Source organism: Actinomyces sp. AC-20-1, assembly GCF_023369555.1.
In the GTDB taxonomy this organism is placed as follows: Bacteria; Actinomycetota; Actinomycetes; order Actinomycetales; family Actinomycetaceae; genus Actinomyces.
This window is the reverse complement of the sequence record NZ_JACJVC010000019.1, coordinates 26358-42050: the sequence shown is the minus strand read 5'-3', so window position 1 is coordinate 42050 and position 15693 is coordinate 26358. Positions and strand designations below refer to the sequence as shown.

General features: G+C 72.9%; 11 protein-coding genes, 1 tRNA gene and 1 CRISPR repeat array (1 of these 13 cut by a window edge). Of the genes, 10 read left to right on the top strand and 2 right to left on the bottom strand.

What is annotated here, in order from left to right; all coding sequences use genetic code 11:
• Positions 1–121: 121 nt before the first annotated feature.
• From H6X67_RS10035 to H6X67_RS09995, 9 genes are all read left to right on the top strand, one after another.
• Complete coding sequence (locus tag H6X67_RS10035; protein WP_249369649.1) at positions 122–1450, top strand: hemolysin family protein; 1329 nt, start codon at positions 122–124, stop codon at positions 1448–1450.
• Positions 1447–2514 (top strand): hemolysin family protein, encoded by a 1068-nt coding sequence (locus H6X67_RS10030; protein WP_249369647.1) that lies wholly within the window; start codon positions 1447–1449, stop codon positions 2512–2514. The genes H6X67_RS10035 and H6X67_RS10030 overlap by 4 nt, the downstream gene beginning before the upstream one ends.
• A 52-nt stretch (positions 2515–2566) precedes the next feature.
• A complete protein-coding gene (locus tag H6X67_RS10025; RefSeq protein WP_249369645.1) occupies positions 2567–3583 on the top strand; it encodes a M23 family metallopeptidase in 1017 nt (338 codons plus the stop codon).
• A gap of 24 nt (positions 3584–3607) precedes the next feature.
• Entirely contained in the window at positions 3608–4417 is an 810-nt protein-coding gene (locus H6X67_RS10020; RefSeq protein ID WP_249369643.1) for a glycerophosphodiester phosphodiesterase family protein, read from the top strand.
• A 117-nt stretch (positions 4418–4534) separates the two neighbouring features.
• On the top strand, positions 4535–6208 hold the full coding sequence (locus H6X67_RS10015; protein WP_249369641.1) for a carboxylesterase/lipase family protein: 1674 nt from the start codon (positions 4535–4537) through the stop codon (positions 6206–6208).
• Between the two features lie 296 nt (positions 6209–6504).
• Positions 6505–7158: a TetR/AcrR family transcriptional regulator gene (locus H6X67_RS10010; RefSeq protein ID WP_249369722.1), complete on the top strand. Its 654-nt coding sequence runs from the start codon at positions 6505–6507 to the stop codon at positions 7156–7158.
• Positions 7155–8447: an MFS transporter gene (locus tag H6X67_RS10005; protein ID WP_249369724.1), complete on the top strand. Its 1293-nt coding sequence runs from the start codon at positions 7155–7157 to the stop codon at positions 8445–8447. Before H6X67_RS10010 ends, H6X67_RS10005 begins: the two co-directional genes overlap by 4 nt.
• Positions 8441–10903 (top strand): FtsX-like permease family protein, encoded by a 2463-nt coding sequence (locus H6X67_RS10000; protein ID WP_249369726.1) that lies wholly within the window; start codon positions 8441–8443, stop codon positions 10901–10903. The genes H6X67_RS10005 and H6X67_RS10000 overlap by 7 nt, the downstream gene beginning before the upstream one ends.
• Positions 10900–11676 (top strand): ABC transporter ATP-binding protein, encoded by a 777-nt coding sequence (locus tag H6X67_RS09995; protein ID WP_249369728.1) that lies wholly within the window; start codon positions 10900–10902, stop codon positions 11674–11676. The genes H6X67_RS10000 and H6X67_RS09995 overlap by 4 nt, the downstream gene beginning before the upstream one ends.
• A gap of 116 nt (positions 11677–11792) precedes the next feature.
• On the opposite strand, the gene H6X67_RS09990 is transcribed toward H6X67_RS09995, so the two are convergent.
• Positions 11793–11868 (bottom strand) — tRNA-Arg (locus H6X67_RS09990).
• Between the two features lie 420 nt (positions 11869–12288).
• Complete coding sequence (locus H6X67_RS09985; protein WP_249368932.1) at positions 12289–12621, bottom strand: hypothetical protein; 333 nt, start codon at positions 12619–12621, stop codon at positions 12289–12291.
• Between the two features lie 149 nt (positions 12622–12770).
• Between H6X67_RS09985 and H6X67_RS09980 the strand changes: the two genes are divergently transcribed.
• Positions 12771–13142, top strand: a complete 372-nt coding sequence (locus H6X67_RS09980) for a hypothetical protein (RefSeq protein WP_249368933.1) — start codon at positions 12771–12773, stop codon at positions 13140–13142.
• Between the two features lie 480 nt (positions 13143–13622).
• Positions 13623–15693: a CRISPR direct-repeat array (repeat unit 28 nt; unit sequence GGATCATCCCCGCTGGCGCGGGGGAAAC) (it continues 1074 nt past the right edge of the window).

Sequence of the window (15693 nt, the reverse complement as noted above, 5' to 3'; positions counted from 1 at the left end):
GCCGGGCCCGCAGGCGCACCGCCTGCGCGAGCGCCCAGCCCGCAGAGCCCGACAGTCCCCACCTCGCGAGCGCCCGCCGCACGGACGGCGCGCTCGCGGCCCCGCGCCGGGGGGCACCGGCATGAGCGACTGGATCATGATCCTGGTCGGCGTCGTCCTGACCGCCGGCACCGCCGTCTTCGTCGCCGGCGAGTTCAGCCTCGTCGCCCTCGACCCCTCCACCGTCGAGACCCGCGCCGCCGCCGGAGAGCACCGCGCCGAGACGGTCCGCAAGGCCCTGTCACGGCTGTCCACCCTGCTCAGCGGCGCCCAGGTGGGCATCACCCTGACGACGATCCTGCTCGGCTACACGATGCAGGACGCGCTGGCGAAGATCCTCACGCGCCTCATGAGCAGCTGGGTGGCGGAGTCCCTGGCCACTGGGGCCGCCGTCGTCGCCGCCCTCGTCATCGTCAACGCCTTCTCCATGGTGGTCGGCGAGCTCATCCCCAAGAACGCGACCCTGGCCGACCCCATGCGGGCCGCCGGCCTCGTCGCCCCCCTCCTCATGGCCTTCTCCACCGTCCTGGGACCCCTCATCAAGGTCCTCAACGACACGGCCAACACGGTGCTGCACCGCATGGGCATCGAGCCCGCCGAGGAGATCAGCGGCACCCGCTCCGCCAGCGAGCTCGCCGCCCTCGTGCGCCACAGCGCCGAGGAGGGCACCCTCGACGTCTCCACCGCCACCCTGCTCACCCGGTCCATCGGCGTCGGCGAGCTCACCGCCGTCGACGTCATGACGGACCGCGGCCGCTTGCACACCCTCGACGCCCAGGACACGGCGGACGCCGTCGTCGCCCTGGCGCGCGCCACCGGCCACTCGCGCTTCCCCGTCACCGGCGAGGACGTGGACGACGTCCTCGGCGTCGTCCACCTGCGGCGCGTCATCGCCGTGCCCTACGAGCGGCGCGCAGCCGTGCCGGTCTCCTCCGGCTCCCTCATGACCCCCGTGCCCCGCGTGCCCGAGACCATGCCGCTGGCCAGCCTGCTGGTCGAGCTGCGGGCCGCCGGCAGCCAGATGGCCCTCGTCGTCGACGAGTACGGCGGCACCGCCGGCGTCGTCACCCTGGAGGACGCGGTGGAGGAGATCGTCGGGGACGTCGCCGACGAGCACGACCGCCGCCGCAACGGCGCCCACCGCGACGCCTGCGGCGACTGGCTCGTGCCCGGGTGGATGCGCCCCGACGAGCTGGCCAGCACCTCCGGCCTGCACGTGCCCGACGACGGCCCCTACGAGACGCTCGGCGGCCTGGTGATGTCCGAGCTCGGCCGCGTCCCCGCCCTCGGTGACCGGGTGAGCACCCCGCGCGCCCTCATGACCGTCGTCGCGATGGAGGGCCGGCGCGTGACCCGCCTGCGCGTGACCCCCGTGCCCGAGGCCGACGACGAGCGGGAGGAGGCCCGGTGAGCGCCCCCGTCGCCATGCTCGTCACCGTCCTGCTGCTAGTGGGCAACGCCTTCTTCGTCGGCGCCGAGTTCGCCGTCACCTCCGCGCGCCGCGCCCAGCTCGAGCCCCTGGCCGAGGCCGGCGACGCGCGCGCCCGCACCGCCCTGTGGGCGCTGGAGCACGTCTCCCGGATGCTCGCCACCGCCCAGCTGGGCGTCACCCTGTGCTCCACCGGCCTGGGCGTCGTCGCCGAGCCCGCCATCGCCCACCTCATCCAGCCGTGGCTCGAGAAGGTCGGCGTCGGGGCCGCGGGGGCGCACGCCGTCGCCGTGCTCATCGCGCTGGTCCTGGTCGTCTACGTCCACGTCGTCGTCGGCGAGATGGTGCCCAAGAACATGTCGATCTCCGCGCCCGAGACCGCGGTGCGCCTGCTCGCCCCGCCCCTCGTGTGGGTCTCGACACTCTTCGGCCCCGTCATCACCGCCCTCAACGGGTTCGCCAACTGGGTGCTCGGCCTGTTCGGCATCGAGACGAAGGAGGAGGTCTCCGCGACCTTCAACGCCGCCGAGGTCGCCTCCATCGTCGAGCGGTCCACGGCCGAGGGCGTCCTCGACGACGACACCGGCCTGCTGACGGGGGCCCTGGAGTTCTCCGAGGAGACCGCTGCCACCGTCATGGTCCCCCTCGAGGACCTCGTGACGCTGCCCGCCGGCTGCGCGCCGGCCGACGTCGAGCACGCCGTCACCGTCACCGGCTACTCGCGCTTCCCGGTCGCGGGCGCGGACGGCAGCATCCGCGGCTACCTGCACCTCAAGGACGTGCTCTACGCCGAGGACGAGGAGCGCGACCAGCCGGTCCCGTCGTGGCTGGAGCGGGCCATGGTCCCCGTGCGCCCCGAGGACGAGGTCGAGGAGGTGCTCGTCGCCATGCAGCGCAGCGGCGCGCACCTGGGCCGCGTCGAGGACCCTGACGGGGACCTCATGGGCGTCGTCTTCCTCGAGGACATCCTCGAGGAGCTCGTCGGGGAGGTCAACGACGCGATGCAGCGCGAGGAGTACCTGCGCCGCGAGCTCGGGCAGTCCTGACGTGTGAGCCCCGTCCTGGCGCTCGTCGCCGGGCGGGGATATCGTCCCTCGGGTGACAGCGCAGCCCATGACCCGTCGTGAGAGGCGGGAGGCGGAACGAGCCGCCGCCCGTGCCGGCGCTGCACGCTCCCACGCGGACGGCGCCTCCCGGGTCCCAGCGCCGCCCCGGGCCCCTGCGGGCACCAGCGCGGGCACCGTGCCCGTCGCCGCCGAGGTCCACCGCCGCCACCGCTCGCGCCCCCACCGCCGCGAGAGCGCTCCGATGGGCACCGTCGGCCGCGCCGCCGTCCTCGCGGTCCTGGCCGCCGTCACCGTGCTGGCGCCCCTGTCCGACCACCTCGGCGCGCCCGCCGCCGTCGGGGTCACCAGCGCCGTCACCGCGGGTGAGGACGGCGCCGCGGGATCCGCACCGGCTACCGCCGCCGCCACCTCGGTGGCCGCCGCCGTCCTGGGCTCCGACGCCGACGTCGACTCCACCACGGACGCCCCGCTGTCCAACGTGCCGGATGCCGCCACCCTCGCGCGCATCCGCGAGGCCCGCCAGAACGCCGCCGTCACCTGCGCGCCCCAGCGCTCGGGTGCCTCCGGGGACACGACGGCCTTCAACACCGCCCCCGAGCTGTTCAATCCCATGGTCGCGGGCACCTACACGGTCTCCTCCGAGTACGGCTACCGCATCCACCCGACCCTGGGCTACCTCAAGCTCCACGCCGGCCAGGACTACTCCGCCAGCGTCGGCACCCCCATCTACGCCGTCGCGGCGGGCACCGTCACCACCGCGGGCATGGTCGGCTCCACGGGCACCGTCACCATCCGCCACGAGATCGACGGCGAGGTCTGGTACACCTCCTACCTGCACATGTACGCCGACGGCATCTACGTCGAGAAGGGCGACACCGTGACGGCGGGCCAGCTCATCGCCGGCGTCGGCTCCACCGGCTACTCCACGGGACCGCACCTGCACTTCGAGGTGCGCACCGCGGACGACTCCTCCGACGAGAGCACCGTCAACCCGGCGGCCTGGCTCGTCGAGCACCACGCCATCGACCTGACCACCGACTGCTCCTGAGGCAGCCGGAGACCGGAGGGAACCATGAGCTCAGCTCAGCCCGGGCGCGCCGGCGCCTCCCCCGACGGGTGGGACGACGCCCCCCGCCCCGCACGCCGCTGCCAGGTCGTCGCCCACCGCGGTGGCGCCGCCGAGGGCCCCGAGAACACGTGGAGCGCCGTCGAGCACGTGACGGAGCTCGGGCTGCAGTGGCTGGAGACGGACCTGCGCGCCACCCGCGACGGCGTCGTCGTCCTCGCCCACGACCCGGACCTGGCACGCACCACCGGCGACCCCCGTGCCATCGCGGACCTGACCTGGGAGGAGCTGGCCGGGCTCGACGCCGGTGACGGGCGCGCGCCCGTGCGCCTGGATGAGGTGCTGGACGCCCACCCGGACCTGTGCCTCAACGTGGACCTCAAGGAGTCCGCCGTCGTGCAGGGCGCGATCCAGGCGGTGCGCGCCGCTGACGCCCTCGAGCGCGTGCGCTTCGCCTCCTTCTCCGGGCGCCGCCTGGCGGTCCTGCGCCGCCAGGAGCCCCGGGCGCGCACCTCCCTGGGGGTGAGCGACGTCGCCAGCCTCATGGTCAGCGCTGAGACGGGCTTCAGCCTGCCGCGCACCCGCTGGAGCTGGTCGCAGGAGTGCTCGCGCACCGACGCCGTGCAGGTGCCCGTCGCCTACCGCGGGGTGCCCGTCGTCACCGAGCGCTTCGTCGCCGCCAGCCACCGGGCCGGCCTCGAGGTCCACGTGTGGACCATCGACGACCCCGCCCAGATGCGGCGCCTGGCCGCCATGCGCGTGGACGCCGTCGTCACCGACGTGCCGAGCCTCGCCCTCGAGGTCCTGGGCCGCTGAGGGCAGGGCTCGGGCTGTCTGAGGAGGGGCCGGTCCTGCGCGGGCCGGGCCCGGGCGTCTGCGCCCTCACCCTGCTCCGGACCCTTATCCTGTGACCCCGGCCTCCAAGGAGCCCCCATGATCCTGCGCAACATCAGCACCACCGAGCACGTCGCCACCACCCCCATCGCCGTCCCCACCGAGGACACCGTCCGCGTCGAGACGACCGCCGGCCCTGTCCGGGGCCTGTGGCGCGAGATCGTCTCCCACCCCGAGCGCAGCGGTCCCGAGTCCCGCCGCACCCGCTCGGCCGCCTTCTACGCCATCCCCTACGCGGAGGAGCCCACCGGGCAGCGCCGCTTCATGGCGCCCGTGCGGCGCGCCCCCTGGGAGGGCGAGCTCGAGGCCTACCTGCCGGGGCCGACCCCGCAGCGCGGCTCGATCTTCGATGACCCCGCCATCCCGGAGCCCTCGGTGCCCGGCGACGACGTCCTCACCCTCAACGTCTTCACCCCCGTCCCCGGGCAGGAGGACGCGCGCCTGCCAGTGTTCGTGTGGATCCACGGCGGCGGCTGGACCTCCGGCTCGCACAACTCGCCCTGGTACGACGGCGCCGCCTTCAACCGCGACGGCGTCGTCACCGTCAGCGTCGCCTACCGGCTCGGCTTCGACGGCTACGGCTACGTCGAGGGCTCCGACGCGCCCTTCAACCGCGCCGTCCTCGACCAGGTCATGGCCCTGGAGTGGGTGCGCGACAACATCGCCCGCTTCGGCGGCGACCCGGCGCGGGTGACGATCGGTGGGCAGAGTGCCGGCGGCGGCAACTCGATGGTCCTCATGACGGTGCCTCGGGCCAAGGGCCTGTTCCGCGCCGTCATCTCCCAGTCGGGCGCCGTGACCGACATGCCCGCCGACCTCAACCGTGAGCGGGCCCGGGCCATGGCCGCCGCCCTCGGCGTCGAGCCGACCCTCGACGGGCTGCGCACCGTCTCCTACGACGAGGTCTTCGCCGCTCAGAACGCGCTGACCGCCCAGGACGAGCACGCCGACGACGGCGGCGCCGCCGCAGCCGGCCCGGACCCGGTGGCGGCGGTGGCCGGGCGCCTGGCCGCCGTCGGGAAGCCGGACACGGGGATCTCCTTCAGTCCCACCGTCGACGGCGAGATCGTCCCCGTGCCGGTCGCGCAGGCGCTGCGCGAGGGCCGTGGGGCCGGCATCGCCGTCCTGGCCGGCTCCACCACCCACGACTTCGCCTTCTCGGGCTTCGCCTTCGCCGAGGCGATGGCCGGCCGGGACGTGCGCGAGGTCCTCGTGGAGGGCGGGCTGGACGAGGCCCTGGCGGACCGTCTGCTCGCCGCGCACCCGGAGCACGCCGAGGCCGGGCACCTCATCCTCGGCGACCTCATCTCGGACACGATCTTCCACTGCCAGCTCGTCTCTTGGCTCCTGGCGCGCGGAGAGCACGCCGCCTCGGGCGCTCGGGCGGGTGGGTCCTGGGCCTACGAGTTCTCCTACACCGGTGGGCAGATGGGGCTGGCGGCACACTGCATGGACGTGCCCTTCAGCTTCGACTGCCTCCTCGAGCCCTACTGCGAGGGCCACACGCTGCCGGGCGGCGCCCCGCAGGCACTGGCCGACGCGGTGCACGGGGCGTGGGTGCGCTTTATCGAGACGGGCGGGTGCGACTGGGAGCAGTGGGTCCCGCGCTCGGTGGGACGGCGCTTCGGGGACAACCGCAGCGGCGCGCTCGTCGTCGCCGAGGACCGGGTCGTCTTCGACACCGACCGGGACATCGTCACCGCTCGGTCCTGAGAGGACGGGAGGGCTCAGGAGGGGTTCTCCGGCCGACAGGGGCGGGGCCGGCAGCCGTGAGGTTGTCGGCCCCGCCCCTGTCCTCGTGGCGAGTGGGGGGGGGACGCCGGCGTGCCGGAGACCGTCCCGCGGTCCTGCCGGGTGGCTCTTCGCGCGTGGGGTGGTGTCCGCCGGCGGGGGTCACGTGGGTGCGGGGCGGGTCGTCCTCACGAGAGTGGGGGTTGCGGAACCGGAGCGTGTGGGTGATGATGATTCCTGTCGACCGACCGTCGGTCGGTCTAGGGGGAGGGGAGAACGTGCCGCGCACCGTCAAGACCGCCCGGGCCCGCCGCGAGGAGATCCTCGACGCAGCCGAGGCGCTCATCATCGCCAAGGGGTACCAGCGCATGACCGTCGAGGACATCCTGCGCCAGGTGGGCATCGCCAAGGGCACGCTCTACCACCATTTCGCAGGCAAGGAGGAGATCCTCCAGGGGATCGTCGAGAGGCAGACGGCAGACATGCTCCTGCGCGCCCGCGGCGCAGCCGCCGCCGGGCTCGCCCCGCTGCCACGGCTGCTGCACGTCCTCGGCTCGCTGCGGGTCGAGGAATCCTCACCCGCCCGGGCTCTCACCGAGCACTTCAACACCACCCGCGACGCCGACTTCCACCTCCTCGTGCTCAACGAGATGCTGCGTCTTCTCGCCCCGGTCCTCGCCGAGGTCATCTCCGACGGCGTGACCACCGGCGACCTCAGCTGCGACGACCCCCTGGGACTCGCCGAGGTCGTCATCACCCTGGCGGGCACACTCCTGGACGAGGGTGTCGTCACCTCCAGCGCCGAGCAGCGCGAGCGCAGGCGGGCGGCGGTCGTGAGCACCCTCGCCCGCTGCCTGGGCGTCGCCCCCGACCAGGTCAGCCGGCTGCTGAGTGAGCCCGGGGCCCACGACCAGCAGGGTGAGAGCGCGTGAGCCCGCTCTTGCTCCTGGTCGCCGGTGCCCTCGTCAACGCGCTGGGCACGGGCATGACGTCCTTCGCCCTGGGCGTCCACGTCTACACCACCACCTCCTCAGCCGCTGCCGCCAGCCTCGTCCAGCTGTGCGCCTTCGCCCCCATCGTCCTGCTGGCGCCCCTGGCCGGCGTCCTGGCGGACCGCCACGACCGCCGCCTCATGATGATCCTGGGTGACGGGGGCTCCGTCCTGGGCCTGGCACTCGTCTACCTCGCCGTGTCCGCCGGGGCCGGCACCGGGGCCGTCTGCGCGGGCCTGCTCGTGTCCTCCTGCCTGGCCTCACTCACCGAGCCGGCGCTGCGCGCCACCGTCACCGATGTTGTCGACCCCGAGAACTACGTGCGGGCCTCCGGCCTGCTCCAGCTCACCGCCGCTGCCCGCTACCTCCTGGCACCGCTGAGCGCGGGCCTGCTGCTCGGACGTGTCGGGATCACCGGCATCCTGCTGCTGGACGCCTCGACCTGCCTGATCACCGTCGCGCTGACCGCCGTCGTGCGTACCCGGGTGGGGACGGTCGCCTCCGACACCGACCCCGCCGGGCTGCTGACCCGCCTGGCAGAGGGGTGGCGGGCCGTCACCGCCTCCACCGCCGTGCGCAGCGTCATCGGCCTCATGGTCGTGGTCACCTTCGCCATGGGGTCCGTCCAGGCCCTGCTCAAGCCGATCCTGCTGCCCCTGGGCCCCGCCAGCGCCGTCGGGCTGTGCGAGACGCTGGCCGCCATCGGGCTCCTGGCCGGCTCCGCCGCCGTCGCCGCCCTGTCCGCCACACCACCCGCCCGGCTGCTCACCCTGGGCCTGGCCGGAGCGGGGGCGGCTATGACCCTGGTGTGCCTGCACCCGTCCATGGTGTGGGTCGCCGCTGTCGGCGCACTCCTCTTCGCCGCCCTGCCACTGGGCAATGCCGGGGCGGACGCCATCGCGCGAAGCGAGCTGCCCAACAATGTCCAGGCCCGTGCCTGGGGCCTCATCTCCGTGCTCACCCAGAGCGGCTACCTCATCGCATTCGCCCTCATCGGCCTCGTGGCCGACCACGTGGCCGAGCCGGCCCTCGCCGACGGCGGTGCCCTCGCCCCCACCCTCGGGGCCCTCACCGGCACCGGTCCGGGGCGCGGCTGCGCCGCCGTCGTCTCTCTCCTGGGGCTGCTGCTCCTGGGCGTCGCGGCTCAGACGCACCGCTGGCGCCACCGCCTGGCTCCCGTCGACCAGGCTCAGTTCACTCCCTCACCGAGGACCGGATCCCCATGCTGACCCCCTCGCTGCTGGCCCGGCTCGTCCTCGCCGACCTGCGTCGCGGCCCCGTCGTCGCCCTCGTCCTGGCCCTCCTGACCGCTCTCGTCGTCGCCCTGGCCGGAGCCTCGGTGCTGCTCATGGCACGAACCCAGGCCGCCACCGAGCAGCTGTGGCGGGCCGCGCTGCCGCCCGACGTCGTCCAGATGAGCGCCGGGCCCATCACCGACCGGGACGCCGAGGCCATCCACGCCTGGGCCGCGCAGCGCGACGACGTCGCCCAGTCACAGGTCTCCCGCACCCTGCTGGTGCCCGGGGCCGGGCTGTGGATCGACGGCGACAGCCAGGCCCCCTCCGTCCTCGAGCCCGCCTTCGTCACCCAGAACACCTCCTTCGACCTGCTCGTCGACGAGGACGGCCAGGTCCTGGACCCCGGCCCCGGTGAGGTCGCCCTGCCCGTGCACTACCTGGTCACCGGGCAGGCGGCCCTCGGCGACACCGTCGAGGTGCGTGCCGACGGCCAGGTCATCGTCCTGACCGTCGTCGCCTTCGCCCGCGACGCCCAGATGAACCCGTCCCTCGTCACCTCCAAGCGCCTGCTCGTCCACCAGACCGACTACGAGCGCCTCGACGCCCTCCTGGACGACGAGGAGCAGATCATCGAGCTGCGCACCACCCCCGGAGCCTCGGCAGGGCAGGTGCTGGACGCCTACACCTCCTCCGGGCTGCCCGCACAAGGCGTGGCTGTGGACTCCTCCGCCCTGCGCCTGATGAACGGGCTGTCCACCTACCTCGTGGCCGCCGTCGCCCTGGCCATCGCGCTGCTCGTGCTGGGCGTGGCCGCGCTGGCCGTGCGCCTGGCCGTGCTCGCCGGGGTCCGAGCCGACCTGCCCCAGCTGGCGGCCCTGCGCGCCCTCGGGCTGTCCCGTGTCAGCCTGGCCGAGCTGGTCCTCGCCAAGCACGTGAGCCTCGCGCTGGCTGGTGGGCTCGTCGGGCTGGTCGCCTGCGCGCCGCTGGCCGGCACGCTGGGCGCGAGCTCCCTGGCCTACCTGGGGCGGCCTCCCACCACCCCCACCATGGTCCTGACGGTGGTCCTCACCGCTGCGACGGTCATGGCTCTGGTGGTCGGGGGAGCGCTGACCGCCCTGCGCCGCGAGCTCGGCCGCCCCGTCATGGTCATGCTGCGCGCTGCCGACGGTGGGCACGACGGCGTTGACGGAGCCGGTTGTCGCCGCCGATGGAGCCTCCGGTCACGGACCCGGACGTCACCGCGCCACCCGTTGCCTCGGCGCCGGGGCACCGGCCTGCTGCGGGCGGCGGAGCGCCTGCCCGTGCTGTCACCGGTGACCTGGCTGGGGGCGCGCTCGGCCGCCAGCACCCAGGGCGCCCTGCTCGCCGGGGTCATCGCCGTGGCCACCGTGCTCATGGTGCTGCCCCTGGGAGCGCTCACCACGCTCACCGACGCGCGCTTCTCCACCTACCTGGGGGTCGGTCAGGGTGCCCAGCTGCGTGTCGACGTGCGCCAGGGCGCCGCCGACGTTGACGCCCTTGTGGAGTCCCTGCGCACCGACCCGCAGGTGCGGCAGGTGGAGGTACGAGGTGCCCAGCGTCTTGAGCTGGCCTCAGCCGCCACGCCCGGGGCCTGGGACACCGTGCCCGTCGAGGCCGCCACCGAGCTGGTCTTCACACCCCACTACGTCACCGGACGGGCGCCTCAGGGCCCCGGGGAGATCGCCCTGTCCGCCAGCCAGGCGGGCGCCCTGGACGTGAGCGTGGGGCAACAGGTCCTCATGGCCCAGCAGGCCGGGGCCGGCATGCCCGTCCCTGCAGGCGGCACCCCGGCTGACCGGCTCACCCTGGTGGGCACCTACTCGGACGTCACCAACGGCGGGTCCACCGGCTTCGTCCTGAGAGCACTCCCGCCCGAGCCCCTGTGGCACGTCATCAACATGAGACTGGCCGACGGCGTTGAGGCAGCCACACTGGCAGACCGGATACGCCAGGCCCACCCCGGGGCCAAGGTCACCGTCCCGGAGGAGTTCGCCGTCCAGACCGTGGGCTCGACCACCACCCAGGTGCGAGGTCTCGTGCTGGCCGCCACCCTGGCGGGTCTGGGCATCGTCCTGCTCGTGACCGTCCTGTCCACGGTGCTGCACCTCGAGCGGATCCGGCCGGACCTGACAGCCCTTGCGGGGGTGGGGATGGACAGAGGTGCGCTGCTGCGGATCCAGGTGGTGCGCGCCGCTGTCCTGGCATGCTGCGGCATCGTCGTCGGGCAGGTCATGGCCGCTGCGGGTGGGCAGGCGCTGCTGGGGACGGCCCTGGCGCGGATGGGTGCGCCGGGCGTCAGTCTCATGACCAGGGCGGGGCTCACCTGGGGTCCCGTGCCCGCTGGAATCGTCGCCGTCGTCATGGCCGGCACCCTCATCGCCACCCGCTCTCTCCACCCTCGCACCCTGACAGGACGGACCTCATGACCACCATCCCCCGTACCGGAGCGGTCACGCCCGGCCCCGTCCTGAGCGCCCGAGGTCTGGTCAAGGACTGGGACGTGCGGGTCCTGCACGGCATCGACCTGGACGTGCCAGCCGGACAGCTCCTGGCCATCATGGGGCCCTCGGGCTCCGGAAAGTCCACGCTGCTGAGCCTGCTCGCCGGCATGGACGTGCCCACCTCCGGGTGTGTCGAGCTGGGAGGGCAGGAGCTGTCATCCATGAGTGAGAGGCAGCTGGCGGACCTGCGGCTGCACCGCATCGGATTCGTGTTCCAGACCACCCGATTCGTGCGGACCCTCGACCTGGCCGACAACATCGCCCTGCCTGCCCTCGTCGCCCGCGTGGACTCGCCGGCGCAGGTGCGCCAGCGCGCCCGTGAGCTCATGGAGCGCATGGGGGTCGCAGAGGTCTCTCATCACCACGTCACCGAGGTCTCCGGTGGTCAGCTCCAGCGCGCCGCCTTGTGCCGGGCGCTCATCAACGATCCCGACGTCCTCTTCGGTGATGAGCCCACCGGAGCCCTCGACTCCGCCTCGGCCGCCCGGGTCCTCGACCTGCTGGCCGGAGTCGTCGCTGAGGGCCGCACCCTGGTGCTCGTCACCCACGACGCCGCCGTCGCCGCCCGGGCTGACCGAGTTCTCGTCCTGGTTGACGGCTCCGTAGCCGAGGACCTGGCGCTCGGGCGCGACGACGGGGAGGACCGGGCTGGACGGCTCGAGCAGGTGCGGCGGGTCCTGACCCGGCACGGCGTGTGAGGAGACCGGGGCGAGTGCGGGGCACAGGAACGGACACGACCCGGGTGGGGCCTGGGACGAGGAGATGAGGACGCCCGCCGTCACGGCTTCGTGCTGTGACGGCGGGCGTTCCTCGTTGGTGCCCCGGACAGGATTCGAACCTGCGACCTTCTGCTCCGGAGGCAGACGCTCTATCCACTGAGCTACCGGGGCCCGGGGCGGGACTCTACCAGCGTCGGGGTGCAGGTGGCCAACGCGGGGTGGTTGGCTCTCACGTCGTTTGCGAGCGCGACTTGAGGACGGTGAGTGTGGTGATCGCATTGTGGCTGGTGCGCAGGTCCTGGGTGCGTTACTGGGCGGGTGCGGCTACGCCCGGGTGGCTATTGGCGCTCACCTTGGGGGCGCTAGGTCGTTGGGAGTCTCTGTGGCGTCTACCACGGATCATCGCCGCTGCGCGGGGGAAAGCGATCATCGTCCCCCTCACGACACAAGAGCTGGGATCATCCCCGCTGGCGGGGGGGGGGGGGGAAAAAAACATCGCCGAGCAGACCGGCGACGCCGCCGGCAAGGGATCATCCCCGCTGGCGCGGGGGAAACTCGGGTGCGCGGCGCTCGCGCGCGTCCCAGTCGGGATCATCCCCGCTGGCGCGGGGGAAACCTCCGGGCGAACTCGTCGAGCTTGTCCATCTGGGCGTTGGCGGCCTCAGCGGACCTCATGATGGAGGACAGGGCGGCGCGGGAGTTCTGCTGGAGACCGTTGTAGGCCAGACCGGTGCGGGCGACGTTGACCGTGAGGACGGAGGCGGACGTGGCGGTGACGCCGAGCGCAGCGGCGGCGGTCTGCGCGGTCTGGGCCATGCCGGACGTCATGCGCGTCCACGTGGTGGTGGCGGATGACGTCTTGGCCTTGAAGTCGGAGTCGTTGAGCCGGAGGTAGGCGACAAGCTCGCCGACGGTCAGTGCCACGTGCCTGTGCTCCTCTGGGTAGTGTGTGGGGTATGAGCGCCCGTCGACGTGCCTGTGTAGTTGTGGTGATGTGTGCTGCCCTCGCTGGAGGGGCGGCGGCCTGCTCAGGAGCCGCGTCCGATAGCACCAGGGCTGTGCCTGTGAGGACGATGACGACGTCGCCCAGCCCATCGCCGACGGCGGCGGAGTGGCCTGCTCTGCTCGAGGGTGCGGAGCCCATCGCGGATGAGGAGGCGATCCGCACCCTCGTGAAGGCGCACCCAGGTTTCGCGCAAGCGACTGTGGGGGACGTGACGTCGCTGAGGGACTTGTCGTGCGACATCTGGGAGGCCGGGCAGGGCTCCGGGCGCAGCCCCCAAGAGGTCTACGAGGAGCTCGGTGAGGCGACACGCGTCGGCGAGTTCGACAGCATGTCCGCCGACGAGGCGGCGTTGGTGCAGGCCACCTATGTGCTGTGGGGGTGCCCGGAGTACCAGCCTGCCGTCGAGGAGGCCACGGGGCTGACGTTCAGCCGTCCATGAGAGCGTGCCCCAGGGGCGTGTCTGGGTCGATGGCAACAGCGAGGATCCTGCGACGTAGCCACGGCCACGAGTGAGCCCACACGCTGGGGTCCTCCTCGTCGATGCCGAACTGGGTGGCGAGGGACACGCACAGGGCGTCCCAGTGGGCGAGGATGTCCGTCCACGTCAGGCGGCTGGGGCCCCCGTCTGGCTCGGGCTCTTGTTCTCTTGGAGAGAGCGGCCGGAGGTCTTCGGGTGGGGTGCGGTAGTCCTCGTACCAGCCGTCCGGCCCCGGCTCGCCGATCCCGTACGGCGCCCAGTCCTCCGCTGTGACGAGCCTTTTGGGACGCTCTTCCCCTTCGGGGCGCGTGACGGGTCGGAGGCGGTGATGGCGTCGAGGACCTGGAGAGAAGCTTCTGTGGATCCGGTGACCCAGTAGTAGGCGGCGGCGGTGCCCGCGCGCTCGATCATCTGGGCGGACAGGCCCGCCGCGTCCATCTCCGGATCATCCCCGCTGGCGCGGGGGAAACGCAATGGTGTCGGCGGTGGTCATGTCGCTCTCCGGATCATCCCCGCTGGCGCGGGGGAAACGAGCGCGTGACCGACCTGTGCGACGGGCACCTGGGATCATCCCCGCTGGCGCGGGGGAAACATCGAGTGCCGCCCCGAGAAGTCCGCCGGCGACGGATCATCCCCGCTGGCGCGGGGGAAACGCCAACACCGAGCGCCGCTACCGGCTGCTCGCCGGATCATCCCCGCTGGCGCGGGGGAAACACCGCTACATCCTGCCCGACGAGTTCGCCGCCCGGATCATCCCCGCTGGCGCGGGGGAAACTTCTGCTGCTATGGCTGGGTGCGTTGCCGCTGCGGATCATCCCCGCTGGCGCGGGGGAAACCTGGGTCAGGGACCGCCACGCGGCCATGTCGACCGGATCATCCCCGCTGGCGCGGGGGAAACGACATCGCCAAGGTCAACACCTTCGCCCGCCTCGGATCATCCCCGCTGGCGCGGGGGAAACACGGCAGCGCGGATCAGGGCGTCGCGCTCGGCGGGATCATCCCCGCTGGCGCGGGGGAAACTTCATGATGTTGGGGGAGCGCCACCCGTCGTCGGGATCATCCCCGCTGGCGCGGGGGAAACCGACGCTCATCCGGGCGGCGCAGGACTGGGGGCGGATCATCCCCGCTGGCGCGGGGGAAACGCCACCGCACTCGGCTTCGCGTCCGCCAAGGACGGATCATCCCCGCTGGCGCGGGGGAAACCCCAGCCATGCGCTGGCCAACGAGGCCATCGCCGGATCATCCCCGCTGGCGCGGGGGAAACGCTCGTCCTGGAGCCGGCCGATGAGCTCGTGGTGGGATCATCCCCGCTGGCGCGGGGGAAACGACACCTACGCCTACGTGTGGGGCGGCAACGGCGGATCATCCCCGCTGGCGCGGGGGAAACGGTGCTCAGAAAAACGGGTTCGGTGCCGTTAGGGGATCATCCCCGCTGGCGCGGGGGAAACAGCTCGTCGGGACGAGGGCATGCGGTGAGCGGGGGATCATCCCCGCTGGCGCGGGGGAAACACGCGAGCTTATCGCAGCCATGCCCTGCTCGCGGGATCATCCCCGCTGGCGCGGGGGAAACGTGGCGCCAGCATCGACCGAGCGCCACAGGCGGGGATCATCCCCGCTGGCGCGGGGGAAACGACACCATGCGCGCGCCGGCGGCCTCCTCAGCCGGATCATCCCCGCTGGCGCGGGGGAAACGAGACGCAGGCGATGGCGCTGTCGTGGACGGCGGGATCATCCCCGCTGGCGCGGGGGAAACTCGAGACGGCCACCATCAGACTTCTTCTCCTTCGGATCATCCCCGCTGGCGCGGGGGAAACGACTGTGCGACGATCCCCGACGGGTTGCCGGTGGGATCATCCCCGCTGGCGCGGGGGAAACGCCTTCATCCAGCTGATGGACAGCGTCCCGGGCGGATCATCCCCGCTGGCGCGGGGGAAACGTAGGCCTCCACGAAGCTGTCCCCGAACGCCGCCGGATCATCCCCGCTGGCGCGGGGGAAACGTAGGCCTCCACGAAGCCGTCCCCGAACGCCGCCGGATCATCCCCGCTGGCGCGGGGGAAACGGTTCCCCGGTCACCGGACGCAGCCGCATCCGCGGATCATCCCCGCTGGCGCGGGGGAAACTGGGACATGTCCGACCCGCAGCACGCCCGCGAGGGATCATCCCCGCTGGCGCGGGGGAAACACCTGGGCGCCCTCAGGCACACTCAGCGGGCTCGGATCATCCCCGCTGGCGCGGGGGAAACCCGTCCTGTGGTGCGCCGTGTCTGGAGCCTCGCGGATCATCCCCGCTGGCGCGGGGGAAACATCTCGACCGCCGCCGTCACCACCGCCGCGAACGGATCATCCCCGCTGGCGCGGGGGAAACGCGCCGATCCCGCCCGGATCGCGGCGACGGTTGGGATCATCCCCGCTGGCGCGGGGGAAACTCAGCCCCACCCCGGTACAGCTGGGTGGCCGCGGGATCATCCCCGCTGGCGCGGGGGAAACGGCGGTCGAGCCTCTCTGTCCCACG